The 17,100-nt window shown below is 60.6% G+C and carries 10 protein-coding genes; 1 reads left to right on the top strand and 9 read right to left on the bottom strand.

Going from position 1 to position 17,100, the window contains the following annotated elements:
- Window positions 1–35 precede the first annotated feature (35 nt).
- The 5 genes from G5S37_RS31815 to G5S37_RS31795 form a co-directional block, all read right to left on the bottom strand.
- The gene (locus G5S37_RS31815) at window positions 36–980 is read right to left on the bottom strand and encodes a DMT family transporter (RefSeq protein WP_165211026.1); all 945 of its coding nucleotides are present in this window, start codon (window positions 978–980) and stop codon (window positions 36–38) included.
- Window positions 981–1,104: 124 nt separating this feature from the next.
- Window positions 1,105–4,842, bottom strand: coding sequence for a gamma-glutamyltransferase (gene ggt / locus G5S37_RS31810; RefSeq protein ID WP_165211023.1), 3,738 nt, complete (start codon window positions 4,840–4,842; stop codon window positions 1,105–1,107).
- A gap of 6 nt (window positions 4,843–4,848) precedes the next feature.
- Window positions 4,849–6,090 carry an MFS transporter gene (locus G5S37_RS31805; protein ID WP_165211020.1) on the bottom strand — a complete coding sequence of 414 codons (1,242 nt, stop codon included), beginning with the start codon at window positions 6,088–6,090 and terminating at the stop codon, window positions 4,849–4,851.
- Between the two features lie 311 nt (window positions 6,091–6,401).
- Window positions 6,402–7,481, bottom strand: coding sequence for a hypothetical protein (locus G5S37_RS31800; protein WP_206026246.1), 1,080 nt, complete (start codon window positions 7,479–7,481; stop codon window positions 6,402–6,404).
- A 111-nt stretch (window positions 7,482–7,592) separates the two neighbouring features.
- Complete coding sequence (locus G5S37_RS31795) at window positions 7,593–8,843, bottom strand: PQQ-binding-like beta-propeller repeat protein (protein ID WP_165211014.1); 1,251 nt, start codon at window positions 8,841–8,843, stop codon at window positions 7,593–7,595.
- A 114-nt stretch (window positions 8,844–8,957) separates the two neighbouring features.
- Here G5S37_RS31795 and G5S37_RS31790 point away from each other — a divergent pair, with 114 nt between their 5' ends.
- On the top strand, window positions 8,958–10,874 hold the full coding sequence (locus tag G5S37_RS31790) for an FAD-dependent oxidoreductase (protein WP_165211011.1): 1,917 nt from the start codon (window positions 8,958–8,960) through the stop codon (window positions 10,872–10,874).
- A gap of 374 nt (window positions 10,875–11,248) precedes the next feature.
- On the opposite strand, the gene G5S37_RS31785 is transcribed toward G5S37_RS31790, so the two are convergent.
- From G5S37_RS31785 to G5S37_RS31770, 4 genes are all read right to left on the bottom strand, one after another.
- Window positions 11,249–12,079, bottom strand: a complete 831-nt coding sequence (locus G5S37_RS31785; RefSeq protein WP_165211008.1) for an NYN domain-containing protein — start codon at window positions 12,077–12,079, stop codon at window positions 11,249–11,251.
- A gap of 71 nt (window positions 12,080–12,150) precedes the next feature.
- Window positions 12,151–15,282 carry a multidrug efflux RND transporter permease subunit gene (locus G5S37_RS31780; RefSeq protein WP_165211005.1) on the bottom strand — a complete coding sequence of 1,044 codons (3,132 nt, stop codon included), beginning with the start codon at window positions 15,280–15,282 and terminating at the stop codon, window positions 12,151–12,153.
- A 37-nt stretch (window positions 15,283–15,319) separates the two neighbouring features.
- Window positions 15,320–16,516: an efflux RND transporter periplasmic adaptor subunit gene (locus G5S37_RS31775; protein WP_165211002.1), complete on the bottom strand. Its 1,197-nt coding sequence runs from the start codon at window positions 16,514–16,516 to the stop codon at window positions 15,320–15,322.
- Window positions 16,517–16,614: 98 nt separating this feature from the next.
- Complete coding sequence (locus G5S37_RS31770; protein WP_165210999.1) at window positions 16,615–17,067, bottom strand: MarR family transcriptional regulator; 453 nt, start codon at window positions 17,065–17,067, stop codon at window positions 16,615–16,617.
- Between the last annotated feature and the right edge of the window lie 33 nt (window positions 17,068–17,100).

Genomic DNA, 17,100 nt, shown 5'->3' with positions numbered 1-17,100 from the left:
GCTTTCCAAGATTCACCTGGCAGCCGATCGTCACATCACATCCCCGCCATCTCTCCAAACCCCGCACGTTTCCGACGCCGAACCCGCTGCAACCAGGGAAGGGTGACTACTGCCCCGAGGATGATGCCCGCTCCGATGTAGAAGCCTGCGCTCATCTGCTCGGTGTTGCCGAAGAAGAGAGCCGCGAGCACGATGCCGTACACCGGCTCCAGGTTGTAGGCCACATTGATGGTGAAGACGGACATGCGGCGCAGCACGTCCATGTAGGCTGCATAAGCTCCCACCGTGCATACTTGCGAAAGCACCAGCAAGTACAGGACATCGTCCCCCGAAGGCCAGTGCAGCCAGGCTCCTTTGTCCGCGAAGAATGGCAGGACCACGATGGAAAAGACACTGGCGCCAGCCATCTGATAGCACGAGACCACCGCATAGTGCTGGCGTGCGACGAGCACCTTGTTCAACACCGCGAACACCGCGCCGGTGAATGCTGCAGCGAGTCCTGCGGCAAATCCCGCCCAATGGCTGAACTCAACACTGAAGATGAGCCACACCGCACCGACCATGAGGGCGCCCATGCCCAGTTCCAGCAGGCTGATACGCCGACCACGTTCCACCAGCGGTTCGATGAGGGTGCACCACAGCATGATGGTTGGCAGGGCCGCCATGCACACAGAGACATTGCTCAGTCGCACCGAGAGGAAGAACAGCATCCAGTGCGCTCCGACGAGCACGCCGATGCCCATCAACTTCACAATGACGTGTGCAGGAATGCGCAACGTAGCGCCCTTCATGCGCGCAAAGATCGCCAACCCCACCACCGCGAGTGCGGTGCGCCACACCACCACCTCCACCGGCGGCAAGCTGATGAGCTTGCCCAGAATCGCGGTGAATCCCCATGCGAGAATCACCAGGTGCAGCTGCAGCCAGTCCCTCGCCGTGTGGGGCGGCGTGGCAAGCGGCGGCTTGGATCCTTTGGGCATGGTTGGGGAAAGCAGCCTCAGCCTCTCAGCACACCTCGTCAATCACTCCCATCATTCGGCACTCCGCATCGCCGTCCCCACTTTGCGCCTCTGTGCCTGTTGCCTCCCTCCCTTTCTTCCCCTCCTACCACCCATCCGCCTTTCCAGGCACGCGAGGATCATGCGCGGCGCGGAAGGACTTTGTCTCCTTGTCCCACATCACGCCCTGGCTCACGCCGATGCCGACGCCGCTCGATTCCTTGACCGTGTGCCCCCGCTCGCGCAGCGCCTTGATAACTTCCTCTCCCAATCCCTTCTCCACCCGCAGCTCGTCCGGCGACCACTGATGGTGCAGGCGGGGCGCGGCGATGGCATCATTCACACTCATCTTCAGATCGAGGATGTTCACCAGATTCTGAAGCGTTTGGGAAATGATCGTGGGACCTCCCGCGGCTCCAATGCTGAGGATGGGATCACCGCCATCACCCTCCAGCACAATCGTGGGACTCATGCTGCTGAGCGGTCTCTTTCCCGGTGCGATGGCATTTGCTTCTGCACCCACCAGCTTGAAGGCGTTCGGCACTCCCGGCGCCACAGCGAAGTCATCCATCTCATTATTCAGAATCACGCCCGTGCCGGGGACAATCACCTTGCTGCCAAAACCAGTATTCACCGTCTGCGTGAGCGCCACCCAGTTGCCTTCCGCATCCGCTGCGGAGAGATGAGTCGTGTGTTTGAGCGTATCGCCGAAGATGTCCTCCTGTGCCTTGGGAGGTTCTCCGTGAGAGGGCACAGCGGTGGCCTTTAACGGATCAATCTTGGCCGCCAGAGCCGCCGTGTATTCCTTGCTGATGAGACCACGTGGCACCTTGGCAAAGTCCGGATCTCCGAGCCAGTGTGCCCGATCCGCGAAAGCAAGCTTCATGGCCTCCGCGATGAGATGCTGACGATCCACGGGTGATTTGCCGGCGAGGTCGAATGTCTCCAGCATTTGAAGAATCTGCGCGACATGCACTCCACCGCTACTCGGTGGAGGGAAGCCGAGGATTTCATAACCACGATAACCGGTGCGCAACGGAACGCGCAGCTTCGCTTCGTACTTGGCAAAGTCCTCCTTCCGCAGCACGCCACCATTCTCCTTCATCCAGGCATCGACCTTCTCAGCCAGCTCTCCGCGATAGAACCAATCGATACCATGCTCCGCGACGGCCCTCAATGTGCGTGCCAGATCCGGTTGCTTCAGCAGATCCCCTTCCTTCAAAAGACTTCCGTCTTCCTTGAAGAAAAGCGCCTTGGATGCCGGAAACTTCGCGAGGTCATCCTTCGCAGACTCCAGCTTGCGCGCATAGACTGCATCAATGGGGAAGCCCTCTTCCGCGAGCTTCGCAGCAGGCAGCAGGATATCGGCAAGACTCAGCTTCCCGTGCTTCTCCAGCGCAAGTGCATAACCCGCCAGGGCTCCGGGTGTAGCCGGGGCGAGGGCGCCCGTCTTGCTGGCTTCATCATCCACTTTCCCATCACGCAGGTACATGTCCCGAGTGGCCAGTGCGGGTGCAGTCTCCCGGGCATCAATGGCAGTCACCAGCCCATCCATTGCGCGAATAAGCACGAAGCACCCGCCGCCCAATCCACTGTTGTGTCCATCCACCACACCCAGTGTCACGGCCGTGGCAATCGCCGCATCCACCGCGTTCCCGCCACGTTTCAAGGCATTCATGCCTGCTTCTGTCGCCAGCGGATTCACGGAAGCGACAGCGCCCCTGGTCCACACTGGCTTCGGCTCTTCGAGTTCCAGCGTGGCTTTGCGCACGGAGAAACTGTCATTGCCGGAGAAGACCAGGTGCAAGGTACGACCATCGCCATTCATCCACTTTGCCGGGAAACTCGCAGAGTCTCCCGGTCCCGTGTCCCACGTGGGCTGGTAATACACCGTGGTCCACGGACCCCAGGGCTCCGGTGCATCGAACACAGCAAGCCCTCCCGAGAATCGCACATCCAATCGACCCGTGTTGTCGCGGGCTTCCTCGCTCGCGAGGGGTTGCACCAGAAGATAACGCTTCGTTGGCGCATGGTAGGAGACGCTGCTGCGGTAGGCCTTGCCCGGATGCTTGAGCATCGGCTGCCTCTCCTTCACCTCCGCGCTCCAGCGTGGACTTCCGTCCGGATTCACGCCTGCGAAAAACTCCCACGCACTCTGCTCGCGCAGCTTCGACTTCGGAGCGCGTGCGAGCACCACGCCATCTGCAACATTGTACGCAGAGTCGGCATCGTGCGAATACACGTAAACAAATTCATCTCGTGCACCGGCATAGTTCTTCCCAAAGTTTAGGAAGGTCGGGCAACCGAAACTGGTGGTGAATTTCCAGTCGCTCCACTGCCAGGTCGCGCCATGATCTTCTGACCACGCAAGCTGCGCATTGCCCGCGTTGCGTGCCCACAGGTAGACCACCCCATCCACGCACAGCATGCCACTGGCCTTCTTACCCGTGGGACCATGTCCGAATGTCTCACCACTCGCCGAGCGCACATTAACTCCCGTGATACCGCCTGCTCCGCCCGTGATCTTCGCAAATCCCATGCTCAGCTTCTGCGGCACGAAGGGCTCAAAGCCATTCCCATCACCATATGCGGTGTACTGGGCGTCATCATCTGCCCAGGTCATGGGCCAGTTATCGCTGCCTTTGGCACTGCGTCGGATCGCTTCCACCGGTGCCCACTTTAGCCCCTTGATGACAGTGCTGCATGGATAGGGCGAGGGTGCTGGCGTCGACATCGGCGCTGCAGCCTGCTTGTCAGTCTTGGTTTCGCTTCGTGCGTTTGGAAATGCGGATGCGATGACGCCGAGAAATGGCTTCAGTGGTTCATAGTGCGCGTCACCATCCTTGCGTGCCCACTCTTTCCCCGCTCGTACCACCACCAGATCCTGGCTGGGCACCACCACAATAAGGCTGTCCATGAAGCCCCACGTCCAGCAGGCATCTTTGGGAAGATACGGAATGCTTCCGTCGACATTGTTCCACCACAGCATGGAATAGTGTTTCGGCGCCAGCTCATGAAGTTCCGGATCATGCTGCGGCAAGTCTGCCAGACTTGGATCAGGCTGACGGATCGCCTTGATGAATTCCTTCGGCAGGATCTCCTCTCCATTCCATTTTCCATCGCGCAGATAAAGATATCCGATGCGCGCCATGGCCTGCACATTCGCCGTGAAGCCGGAGCCAAACTCGCGCCTCGGCACTCCGTTGAGCTCCTTCGGCCGGTAGGCATGCGTGCGCCAGCGGATGTCTCCCTGCTTGATGCCGATGGGCGTGAACACACGCTCCCACATCAAGGCATCGAGGTCACGTCCATAAGCAAACGTCAGGCATTCCGCGAGCCAATTGGGTCCGCCGTCGCTGTAGTGCCACTTCGTTCCCGGCTCGAAAAGCAGCGGCTCATACCCGCCCTTCTTCGCAAAGCCCGCCGTCTGGTTCGCCAGCATGCGCAGCGTCACCTTGTCCGTCCAACCTTGCTGCCTGTTCTCCTCGGGCGGCACGCCGAAGTCGGGGTGATGTTCCTTTGCGAGATCATCCAGGTGCGCCTTGCCATCCTTCATGGCGATGCCGAGCAACGTGACGCCGATCCCCTTGGAGGAGGACTTCAGATCATACATCGCCTTCGGATCGCCCCACTCCATGATCACCTTTCCTCGATAGATGATGCGCCCGGAGCCCTCTCCCGTGAGCGCATAGTCACGCGCCTGCGCCAGCTTCGCCTTGTCCACGCCCAGGCTTTCCGGGGTCGCCGCCTCCCACAAGTCGCCGGGATACTGGGCGGCTGCCCGGGACACCATGAGAAGCAACATGGCGCCCAGGCACGGGGCAAAGCTGAGGAAGCGGTGCATGCGCTATCAACGTGACACGACCTCCTCCGCTTGCACAGGGGACTTCGGCTCTTTGTGCACCTCGGGCATCAACTTGCTCGGGCCACGCGCCACCGAAGCCTTCACCAGCACCAGAGCCGCGAGCATCCCCACCGCTGCAGTTATCACCCACACGGCATCCGGCTTCCACTGGTAGAGAGCCATGGCGCCCACCGACGCGGTGATGTTTCCAATGCTCCACGCCAGGCCCAGGAAGCCGCTGTACCGTCCCCGCATGTCCTCAGGAGACAGGCTGGCTGCATACGCCTGCTGCCGGGAGAAAGCCATCATCTCGCCTGTGGTGAAGATCACCATGCAGACCATGAATGCCGTCACGCTGTTGCCGAAGAGAAACACCAGGAAACTCAGGGCCATGCCCGCATAACCCACCGCGATGGCATTCCGCACCGGCATCCACCGCGTGTGTGAAGCCAGCGGCATTTCCATCAGGCAGATCATCACGCCATTGATCGCGAGCACGTAACCCAGCAGGGATGCCGGATTCCCACTCTTCTCGAAGTGCAGGGTGAAGGTCGTGTTCGTCTGCCGGAACATGAACGCCACGGCCACGCACGAGATGAACAGCACGAGGAAGGGGCGATTCCCCCGAATGGACGCCAGCGCGTGGCTCCACCCGCTGGTATGCCGGCAGGAACGCGTCCCCCGGGGCAGGAAGAACAATGCCACCACGCCAAAGAAGGCGCTCGAGATCGCATCCCCGGCGAACAGCCAGAAGATGGACCGCTCTACGACAAAACCAGCCACGGCCGGTCCGAAGGCCCACGCCAGGTTCACCACGAAGCGCTGCACGGCAAACGCCGCCAGCCGGTGCTCGCTCGGCACAATGTCCTGCACCAGCGCCACGCTCGCTGGTCCGCCGGCTTCACCAGTGAATCCCGCCAGCAGCGTGAGCAGCACCAGCCAGTGCAACTGCTCCGCCTGCGAGAGCAACAGCATGCACGCCGCGCCCAGGAGGCCAGCGGCAGCCATCGTCACATTTCTGCCAAAGCGGTCTGCCACCCAGCCGCCTACCAGGGACGCGCAAAAGCTGCCCGCGGAGTAGGCCGCCACGGTCCACCCTGCCTGGATCGGCGTGAAGCCACGCTTGGTCATCACCCACGTCAGGAAGGGCACCACGAACACACCGAACCTGGTGACGAATGTGGCCCCCATCAGCACCCAGTAGGAGACTGGCAGGAGACGTATACTTTCTCTGAATGAGGGAGGCATGGGCGCGGTAACGTGGCGTTGGTCGTTGAACGAGGAGGCGGGAGAGGGGCGGCAACGAGCAGGCCACAAAAAAGCCCGCTCACGGTGGTGGCGGGCTTCGCAAAGGAGATGGAGAAAACGAAAATAGTTCTTCGATCATCCAGCCTTGGACCCGCCGCGCGCAAACTTGCGACCACCGACGTAAATTCGGTGTTCAGGCTTGGCGCAGAGCTGGAGGGACCAGGTCATCAATTGCGAAAGGGGTAAGCGGAAGATTAAGACGACACGAAAATTTGTCAACTGGATGCTGAATTGGCCGCCACTGGAGACGCTCAGTTCACCTGCTTGAGCTTGGCGATGGAGTCCAGTTTTCTGAAGAAGTCCACGCCCTTCTTCGCCTCGACTGCTTCCACGAGTTTCTCCAGATCTTCCACCTTCAGCGCGGCGTGCTTTTTCTTGAGTCGCTTGTAGAAATCCGCCGTGCTGGCCATGGCTGCCTCCACCACTTCATCGCCGTACTGATCCTTCAGAGACGCTTCCGTGCCTCCCGCGATGTAGGCCTGCAGCAGCGGCATGCGATCGTCGGGCGCCACCTGGTTGCAGGCCTCGCTCCATTGTAAGATCTCTGCCGGAATGGTCAGCGACACGAAAGGGGACTGGTCCGCGTAGAGGACCACGCCGCCGGCGGCCGCTGCGCCCTCTTCCGAGAGCGGATCCTGACGATACTTCTTCAGCGCCTCCTCTGCCACGGTGCGCAGATACGGTTCTGAAAGCGCCATGCGCACCTTTTTCACCCACTTCACGCTCTCCGCTTCGCCCTCCTCCTTGAGGTCTGCCGGATAGGTGTAGCGCACCTTCACGATGTAGTTCCCTACTACGGTGACTCCCATCCGGGAGCGAACCGGCGTGGAAATTTTCGTCTCACCTTTTGTCTCGTGGAGCTCATAAGAAAGTGGCACCTCCACGAAGACGGTCTTCTCGTTTTCATTCGGCGCAGTAGGAACCTTCCAGGATGCTCCCTCGCCGATCTCCACCTTCGAATAGGTGCCCTGCGTTTCCATCCCTTTAATCTCACCCAGTGCCGCTCCTGCTTCATCACTGGTCACCTTGAGTTTCTCCTCTTCGCTTCCGTGAGGCTGTTTGCAAGGATACACATAAATTGCTGCCCGGACCCGTCCATCCTCATTGAGGTAGCGCACGGTCACTCCCAAAGCCGGGTCTTCGTAGCGATGTCCGCCCTCCATGGTGAGAGACCCGAGCTTCTGGGGAAACTGAATGCCAGACTCGTCATGCTTCCAGGGCCTGCCATTCGCAGGCTTGGGGATTTCTTTCGAACCCTCTGGCGAATTCTTCACCTCCGCCGCGGCGCAGCAGAGAAATGGCATCAAAACAAGTGCTGACAATCGGAGCATGATGGCGCGGATGCTACCACACGCCGGTTCAGGTACCCAAGCATCACTTTTGCCGCATGGTGCTGATTGCGTTTTTGCTTACGCATACCCGCACGTGCACAGCAGGCACTCCTACTTCCAGAGGTCCCACGCCACGATCTCCGTATCACTGCGGGCATACACCGCATCCTTCGTGAAGGCTGGATGCGCCCACGTCTTGCCGACAACCTGGTGGCGCGTGATCTCCTCCATCTTCTCCGGGGTGAACCGCGCAAAGATGAGCTCGCCATTCGCATTCAAGCCGCAGGCGATGTTGTTCTTCTCATCCGCCCACACGAGGCTGATCTGCGGGTTCCTATCCTTCGGTGTCAGCTGATGCTCATCCTTCCACTGGATGGAGCCGTCGCTGAGCTTGAAACAGATCACGCCCTGCGCCTTGGTCAGGAGATAGACATAGCCATCCTTGTACAGCGGCTGGCTCATGAGTCCGCAGAGCGTCTTTTCATCGCTCCACGCCAGGCTCACATCTTCGGGGCCGCTTCCCAGCTTGAGCGCCCGCGTACCGTGCCAGTAGCCTGACACGAGCAGGATGCCCTCGTGATAGATGGGCTGCGCAATGGAGACGCCATAGGTGATGTCATAGGGGAACTTCCAGTACTCCTGCCCATCCTTCGGAGACATGCCTGTGATGTTCTGCGGTCCCCACTGGATGAGCATCGGCCCTGAGGGCGCATCGAACACCACCGGGGTGCAGTAGCCAGCCTTGTCACTCCCACCGCGCCAGCGCAGCTTTCCAGTGGCGGACTCCAGGGCGATGATGCTTCCCTTCGGCTCCGCACCACAGTGCAGCAGCACCGCGCCCTCCCAAAGGTAGGGAGACGCCGCGAATCCCCACGTGGGAATCACGGCGTTGTGTTCCTTCACGAGGTCCACCTGCCATACAACCTTGCCAGTGGCAGCATCCAGACAGGCAGTGATGCCCGTGGTGCCAAGCGTGTACGCCTTGCCTTCGTGGATTACCACGCTCGCACGTGGCCCATTGCCGTAATCGATCGAACCATAGGTGACGGGATAGCGGTGTTCCCAGATGGTCTTCCCCGTCGCTTCATCGAGACATAACACCCGCTCGGACTCGGGTTGCTTCTCGCGATCCATCACATACACGCGACCGCCACTCACGGTCACGCCTCCGTAGCCACCGCCGATCTTCACGCTCCAGCGTTGCTGGGGATGGATACCCGCAAGGTCCTTGGGAAGGGCAGGGGTGTTCCAGGCGCCATCCCCGCGCGGTCCGCGAAAGCGCGGCCACTCGTGGGTGGTTGCGTTTGCCTGGGCGCAGGCTTCCGCGGCGAGGACGAGCAGGGCAAGGGCGACACACTTCATCGCGCAAGAATACGTGTCCAAACCGGGCAGGTCTGGCGCTTTTTTCGTCGCGGATGCTGACTGTTTTCGTCAAGATGCGGCAGCACCCATTTCCGCAGCCCCGATTCTCTTCTCATGAACCGACGCTTCTTTCTCACGCTGCAGACCGTGCTATTGATGGGCACCTACTCTGTACTGCCCGCCCAGACCCAGCAGCCCGCGCGCTACGATGTGCTGGTCTATGGCGGCACACCGGCTGGGCTCGCCGCCGCCTGTGCAGCGGCAGATGAAGGCCGCAGTGTCGTGCTCGTGGAACCCTTCTCCTTCGTAGGCGGTCTGGTAACGAACGGCCTAAGCCACACGGATTTCCGATCCCTGGAGTGCCACTCGGGCTTCTGGTGGGACTTCACCCAGCGCGTATATGCCCACTATGTGAAGGAATATGGCAAGGACTCCGAGCAGGCGAAGCTGAGCTTCCACGGCCAATTCGGCGAGCCAAAGGTAAACCAGCAGGTCTTCGAAACCATGCTGGCGGAGCGCAAAGGCGTGACCGTGCTGACAAGGCACAGCCTCGTGAATGTGGCCAGCACACGCAGCATGCCCTCGCGCATCATCTCCGCGGTGTTTCGCAAGGAAGGCGGAGCGCAGGTCACGCTCGCGGCAGGCATGTTCATTGATGCCTCGTACGAAGGGGACCTGATGGCGAAAGCGGGCGTGGAATACACCGTGGGGCGCGAAGACGAAGCAAAGTATGGCGAATCACTCGCGAAGAACGTCCCCGCGGGCGGGGACAAGCAGGTGCAGGGCTACAACTTCCGCTGGTGCATGACCCTCGATCCGGCCAACAAGCTACCTGCGACCAAACCCGAAGGTTATAAGCGCGAGGACTTCCTGCCCGTGCTGGATCTCTACAAGAACAAGAAGCTTACCCATGTCTTCGGCGTGGCCATCACCACCGGCCTGGAAGTGCCCGACAGCATGGGCGCCAAGACCTCCAAGGCCATCTATAAGGTCCAGCCACCGTTCCTGCCGAATGACAAGACAGACATCAATGACATGTCCCATGGCCTGGTGCGCCTCTCCATGCCGGACATCAATGATGGCTACCCTGATGCGAGCGATGAGGAGCGCTCGAAGATCGTGCAACAGCACCTCACGTACGCCCTCGGTCTGCTCTACTTCCTGCAGAACGATCCCGACGTTCCTGCCGATGTCCGCGAAGACGCCCACCGCTGGGGCTTTCCCAAGGATGAGTTCGCAAACCACAACCACCTGCCGGAGCAGCTCTACGTACGCGAAGCCCGCCGCATGGTGGGCACGCACATCTTCACGCAGAACGACACCGCCTTCGGTCCGGATGACGTACGCATTCCTCTTAAAGAAGACAGCATTGCCATCGGTGACTACTCGCACAACTGTCATGGCACCGGTCGCGAAGGCACACGCTTCAACGGCAAGCACACCGGTGAGTTCTACCAGCGCGCCGCTCCGTATCAGGTTCCGTATGGCACGTTGGTTCCCTTAAGAGTAACCAATCTCCTCGTTCCCGTCGCGGCCTCCTCCAGCCATGTGGGTTTCTGCGCACTGCGCCTGGAGCCCATCTGGACCCAAATGGGCCACGCAGCCGGCTTCGCCGCGCATCTTGCGTTGAAGGGAGATGTCGGCTCCGTGCAGAAGGTGGACGTGAAGGCCCTGCAGCGCCTGCTGCACACGCATGGCGCCGCGACCATCTATGTGAATGACGTTCCGCAGAACTCGCCTGACTACGCTGCGGTCCAGTGGATGGGCATGCTGGGCGGCCTGCATGGTTTCCACAAATCCGAAGGCGAGAACAAGCCCCTGTGGCAATCGCTCTTCGGTCAGTATGCGAAGGCATATCCGCTGCATGAAGCCGGGTTGGATACGCCGGTCGATGAGGCGTTGCTGGGGCGATGGACCGCGTTGCTGCCAGAGAGCGTGCGCAGCAAGGCTGGGAGTCTTGCGTTGAAAGCAGATGGCAAAACCTCTCGCGGCGATGTCATCCGTGCGTGGTACAAGCTCTCGGCCGAGTAGTACAAAAAGCTGGGGCAGCTCGCTGCACAAAGTCGAAACCTGGCCGCATCGCGCCCTGAAGGGGCGCAGGAGCCCAGCCCAGGGTTGGGAGCCCTGGCGACCGACACCCTGGGTGGCGTATCAGGATGTATTCGACTCTGAAAGAGTCGCGGAGTCGTCAAACAGTCCCTGTGGTATTGCAGACCATTTCGCCGCGCTCCTCCACCCTTTCAGGGTGGCATGGATTTCGCACCCTACCCAGAGTGTCGGTCGCTGAGACTCCCTAACTCTGGGCTGGGCTCCTGCTGCCCTTCAGGCAGCAACTTCGGTATGCAGCAGGAATAACATACCGACCCTCACCGTCCTACCGCCGCACCGCTCACCGTCGCACCGGCCTACCCCTTCACCCGCACCGCATAGTTGTAATTCCCCGCCTTCTCATCCGCCTTCAGCGAGACCAGTCCTCTCCGCTGCGCTTCTTCCAAGAGGGCATTAAACGACTTGAAGCCAAACGCGCGCTCATTGAAGCCGGGATCGCGCCGCTTCAGCGCCTGCTTAATCATAGAGCCCCAAATGGGATCATCCGAGTCGCGCTCCTCCGCCAGCAACTCAATCGTCTCGCTGAGCTTCTGCAGTGCATCCTCGGGATCCAGCTTCTTCACCGCAGGTCCATGCTCATGCTCCTTCGGTGCTGCTGCAGGGTCCTTGGCATCCTTTTCCTTCGCAGGCTTCCGCACTTTGGAGGCTTCCTTGCGCACGAGGTCATCGTAATAGATGAACTCATCGCAGTTCGAGATGAAGAGATTCGCTGTGGAGTTCTTCACGCCCATGCCAATCACCTTCTTGGCATTCTCGCGCAGCTTGCTCACCAGCGGTGAGAAGTCGGAGTCACCGCTCACGATGACAAACGTGTCCACGTGGCTCTTCGTGTAGCAGAGGTCCAGAGCATCCACCACCATGCGGATGTCCGCGGAGTTCTTCCCAGACTGCCGGAGATGCGGCACTTCAATCATTTCAAACGCCGTCTCGTGCAGGCTGCGCTTGAATTCCTTGTACCGTTCCCAGTCGCAATACGCCTTCTTTGTCACGATGTGTCCCTTGAGCAGAAGCCGCTCGAGCACCTTCTGGATGTCGAACTTGGGATACCGCGCTTCCTGGATGCCGATGACGATGTTCTCCAGATCGAGATACACCGCCATCGTGGCGTTGGTGTCTGTGGCAGTCATGATTTAGGTAAATACACCCTATCACAAAATGCCAGAGGGTGACAGGAAGAATCCTTCACCCCCTTGCCAGCTCACGCCGGCACCGCTTCACCTCCGCCGGGCAGCTTTGCCTTCTCTTCTTCGCCCTTCCCCTTCTTGCCGCGCTTCAGCCAGGCCTGGAAACGCTCCATGTAGATGTAAAACACGGGGGTGATGTACAGCGTGAGAAGCTGGGACAGCAGCAGGCCACCCACGACCGCCAGACCAAGGGAGCGTCGTGATTCGGCGCCGGCGCCGATGCCAAGGGCGATCGGCAGCGCGCCCATCAACGCGGCAAACGTGGTCATCATGATCGGGCGAAAGCGCACCAGGCACGCCTGGTAGATTGCGTCCGCCGGGCTCTTGCCTTCGTTGCGCTGGGCTTCCAGTGCGAAGTCGATCATCATAATGGCGTTTTTCTTCACAATACCGATCAGCATCAGAATGCCGACGAAGCCATACACGTTCAGCTCATACCCGAAGATCAACAGCGTGAGCAGTGCACCCACGCCCGCGGAGGGCAGGCCGGAAAGAATCGTGATGGGGTGGATGAAGCTCTCGTACAGGATGCCCAGCACGAGGTAGATCAGAAGCACCGCCATCACCAGCAACAGGCCCAATCCTTGCAGCGAGTTCTGGAAGGCCTGCGCCTCTCCCTGGAAACTCGTAGTCACTGTGATGGGAAGCTGACCCTGCACCGCATCTTGGATGGAGTTCACCGCATCGCCCAGGGACACCCCGGGCTTCGTCGCGAAGGAGATTGTCACGGAGGGAAGCTGGCCCGCGTGATTCACCGTGAGCGGACCCACCGTGCGGCGAATCTCCGCCACAGAACCGAGCGGCACGAGGTCGCCATTGCCACCACGGATATACAGCATGGAGAGCGCCTCGGGATCGGCGCGATACTTCGGATCCACTTCCATGATCACGTAGTACTGATTGCTCGGAGTGAAGATGGAGGAGATCTGGCGGGAGCCGTACGCGTTGTAGAGCGCCGTCTCGATCTGGTTGGCGGTGAGCCCCACGGTGGAAGCCTTGTCGCGATTCACCTTCACGAAGATCTGAGGGCTGGTGATCTGCAGGTCGCTCGTCACATCTGTGAGACCCGGGAGCCCGCCCATCAGCTTTTCGATTTTGGGCGCCACGGCAAAGAGCTCTTCAATGTCCGGACTCGAAAGGGTGAACTGGTACGGGCTCTTGCTGGCACGACCGCCGATGCGGATCGCCGCAGGCACGGACGCATAAGCCCGGATGCCGGGGACCTTGGCGAATTGCGGACGCATTTGATCCACAATCTCCGCAGCGGAGGGACGCTCCTTGCGAGGCTTGAGCTGGATGAAGATACGGCCGCTGTTCCCAGTGGAACTGGATCCGCTCGCGCCCACCGAGGAGCTGTAAGCCTGAATGTACGGATTCTTCTCCACAATGTCCGCGAGCGCCTGCTGGTGCCGCACCATGGAGTCGTAAGAGGCATCCTGTGCCCCTTCCGTGCTCACCATGATCTGACCAATGTCTTCCGGCGGAATGAACCCCTTGGGCAGGTGCAGGAAGAGCCATCCGGTAATGGCAACAGTGCCGAGTGTCAGCAGCATCATGGTGACACGATGCTTCAGGGAGAATCTCAGCGTGTGGTCATAGACGTCCCGCATCCCATCGAAGAACTTCTCGGACATCCGGAAGAGCCTTCCCGGTTTCTTTTCCTGATGGTGCGCCTTCAGGAAACGGCTGCACAGCATCGGTGTCAGCGTCAGCGAGACAAAGCCTGAAACCAGAATCGCCACAGCAATGGTCACAGCGAATTCATTGAGCAATCTTCCCAGGATGCCTCCCATGAAGAGCACCGGCAGAAACACGGCGGCGAGGGAGATGGTCATGGAGATGACGGTGAACCCGATCTCGCGAGATCCCTTCAGCGCAGCGTCCCACACCTTCTCGCCATTCTCCACATGCCGCACGATGTTCTCCAGCACCACGATGGCATCATCCACGATGAAGCCCACGCTCAAGGTCAGCGCCATGAGTGAGAGGTTGTTGATGCTGAAACCGAGCAGGTACATCACGCCAAACGTCCCCACGATGGAGAGTGGAATGGCGATGCTGGGAATGACCGTGGCCGTCAGGTTTCTGAGGAAGAGGAAGATCACCATCACCACCAGTCCGATGGTCAGCAGCAGCGTGAGCTGCACGTCATGCACGGACTCGCGGATGGTCTGCGCGCGGTCGGTGAGAATCTTCACCTGAACGGCTGCAGGAAGCTGGGCGTTGATGGACGGCAGCAGTTTCTTGATGTCATCCACCACCTGCACCGTGTTGGTGCCCGGCTGGCGCTGCACCGTGAGCACGATGGCGCGCTCCGTTCCGAACCAGCTCGCCACCTTGTCGTTCTCCACACTGTCCGACACCAGGGCCACCTGATCCAACCGCACTGGAGCGCCATCGCGATAGGCCACAATGATCGGCCGGAACTGCTTGGCATCCTCCAACTGGCCACTCGTCTGCACCGTGAAGTTCTGGTCACGCCCTTGCAATGTACCCGTAGGCAGGTTGCTGTTCCCCTGCGAGATGGCGTTGCGCACTTCATCGAAGCTGATGCCTCGCGAGGCCAGCTTCAGCGGATCCACCTGCACGCGCACGGCATACTTCTGAGCTCCGCGCACTTCCACCTGCGCCACACCTTCCACCATGGAGATGCGCTGGGCGATGGCGGTCTCCGCATATTCATCCACCTCGGAGAGAGGCAGCGTGGGCGATACCAGTGACAAATAGAGAATCGGGAAGTCCGCCGGGTTCACCTTGCGGAAGGACGGTGGATTCGGCATGTCCGCTGGCAAATTTCGCAGGGCGCTGGAGATGGCGGTCTGCACATCCAGCGCGGCGCCATCGATATCGCGATCGAGTTTGAACTGGATGGTTATCGACGTGCTGCCGAGCGCACTGACCGAGGTCATCGAGTCGATCCCCGCGATCGTGGAGAATTGTTTCTCCAAAGGCGTGGCCACAGAAGATGCCATCGTTTCCGGACTGGCACCGGGCAGGCTCGCGCTCACCGAGATCGTGGGGAAGTCCACATTCGGCAGGTCATTGACCGGCAGCTTGAAATACGCGAGCAGGCCAAAGCCCAGTAGGCCGATCATGACCAGCGAGGTCATCACAGGGCGGCGGATGCAGAGTTCCGGGATGGTCATGGCGTGCGAAAGAGAAGATTGCTGGGGCCTGCAAAGATCAGGGCACGGTATTCGCCACCTGCTTGCCCGCGGCTTCGGCGGGAGGGACCTCGCCACCGACGGGCGGTTTGAGTTCCACCTTGGCGCCGGGGAAGAGGCGCAGGTGTCCATCGACCACCACGGTCTCGCCGGGATTGAGCCCCTTCTGGATCACGCTCTCATCGCCAACCGTGCGTTCCACCACCACATCACGGACTTCGACCGTCTTGTCCGGCTTCACAACAAACACATAGGGTCCCTTCTGCCCGGTCTGCACGGCCACCGCCGGCGTCACAATGGCATCCTTCTGCGTGGAGAGCGTCAGCATCACCTCGCCGAACTGGCCCGGCCAGAGGGTGAAGTCCTTGTTCGGGAAGGCCGCCTTCAGTTCAATGGTGCCCGTGGCAGGCTTCACCGCATTGTCCACAAAGGTGAGCTCACCGGAGGTCTGCGTGGCCCCGTTGCCACTGAGCGTGATGCCCGCCTTGAGCGGTCCTTTTGCCATCTCTTTCGAAATCACGCCGAGATATTGCTCCGGCACGGAGAACACCACTTCAATCGGCTGGAGTTGGTTGATCACCACCAGTTCCGTGTCATCCGCCTTGATGACGTTGCCCGCATCCACCACGCGACGTCCCACGCGGCCCGCCATGGGCGAGTAGATGGTGCAATAGGAGAGCTGCAGCTCCGCCGCTTCCACCGATGCCTTCTCCGCCTCGGCATTGGCCTGGGCCACCTTGAGGTCGCTTTGCACCTGGTCGAGCTGCTCCTTCGCCACGGCACCGGACTTTTGCAGCGCCACGTAGCGATCCGCCTGCTTCTGCGCGAGGGCGAGCTGCGTGCCCACCTGGTTCTGCTTGGCCTTCGCCTGTGCGAGCGCCACTTGGAAGGGCTTCGGGTCGAGCGTTACCAGCAGGTCACCCTGCTTTACGAACTGTCCTTCCTTATAATGGATCTCCGCGATCTGGCCGGACACGCGCGGCTTCAAGGAGACCGTGGAAAAGGCCCGCACATTCCCGATGCCAGGGAGCATCACCGGCATGTCCTTCTTCACCACCTCCGCCACCGTGACGGGCACCGCTCCGCCACCACCTCCGCCTCCTTTGCCACCACCGCCCTTCTGGGCGCCTTCCGGCGATTTCGAGCACGCGGCGAGCGTCAGGGATATGACGCATCCCGCGAGTGCGATCAGGCGATGGTGGACTGGGGGGAACATGAAAAAGCTGCCTTTCTTGGACCTGTTGAAGTTGGTTTCTATTCGCGCTGCCCCCGCCGTGTGATTCGAAGGGTGGGTGAGGGATGGCCGGTACGGAATCAAGTACGGGCCACCTCCACAGGCTGGCAGGGTTGGAAGACCTCACGCAGCGTCTTCATGGCGGTCACGATGGCCGAGCGCTGGGGCTCGCCGAGATGCTCGACCTTGTGGGAGAGGAAAGAACGGGCGTGCGTGAGGATCGCCTCATGCTTCGCCCGGCCAGCGGGACTGAGGGTCAGGGAAATCTTGCGCCGGTCCGTGGGGTCCGGACGGCGGATGGCAAACCGCGCGGCGACCAGCCCCTCCACCAGCTTCGAGGCGGCGGGCAGGCTCTGGCCCAGGAAGTTCGCCACATCGGAGAGCATCGCTCCTTCATTTCGCCCGATGAAAGCCAAGGCACGGAACTGGGGCATGGAGAGCTCCGGCGCACGATGCCCGCGCACCTCTGCCCGCATGGCACGCATGACCATGGGCACCACCTCGAGCAACTCGGCGGCGCAGTCCTGGGGCATGGCGGGATTTCCTTCCATCTGGCAATAGTGTCG

Source organism: Roseimicrobium sp. ORNL1 (genome assembly GCF_011044495.1).
Taxonomy (GTDB): Bacteria; Verrucomicrobiota; Verrucomicrobiia; order Verrucomicrobiales; family Verrucomicrobiaceae; genus Roseimicrobium.
This window is presented reverse-complemented; position numbering and strand designations above follow the sequence as displayed.

Bases quoted from the DNA above. Each gene is read 5' to 3' on its own strand.
- G5S37_RS31805 (WP_165211020.1), bottom strand. From the start codon at position 6,090: ATGCCTCCCTCATTCAGAGAAAGTATACGTCTCCTGCCAGTCTCCTAC.
- G5S37_RS31780 (WP_165211005.1), bottom strand. From the start codon at position 15,282: ATGACCATCCCGGAACTCTGCATCCGCCGCCCTGTGATGACCTCGCTG.
- G5S37_RS31800 (WP_206026246.1), bottom strand. From the start codon at position 7,481: ATGCTCCGATTGTCAGCACTTGTTTTGATGCCATTTCTCTGCTGCGCC.
- G5S37_RS31770 (WP_165210999.1), bottom strand. From the start codon at position 17,067: ATGCCCCAGGACTGCGCCGCCGAGTTGCTCGAGGTGGTGCCCATGGTC.
- G5S37_RS31775 (WP_165211002.1), bottom strand. From the start codon at position 16,516: ATGTTCCCCCCAGTCCACCATCGCCTGATCGCACTCGCGGGATGCGTC.
- G5S37_RS31815 (WP_165211026.1), bottom strand. From the start codon at position 980: ATGCCCAAAGGATCCAAGCCGCCGCTTGCCACGCCGCCCCACACGGCG.
- G5S37_RS31790 (WP_165211011.1), top strand. From the start codon at position 8,958: ATGAACCGACGCTTCTTTCTCACGCTGCAGACCGTGCTATTGATGGGC.
- G5S37_RS31795 (WP_165211014.1), bottom strand. From the start codon at position 8,843: ATGAAGTGTGTCGCCCTTGCCCTGCTCGTCCTCGCCGCGGAAGCCTGC.
- ggt (WP_165211023.1), bottom strand. From the start codon at position 4,842: ATGCACCGCTTCCTCAGCTTTGCCCCGTGCCTGGGCGCCATGTTGCTT.
- G5S37_RS31785 (WP_165211008.1), bottom strand. From the start codon at position 12,079: ATGACTGCCACAGACACCAACGCCACGATGGCGGTGTATCTCGATCTG.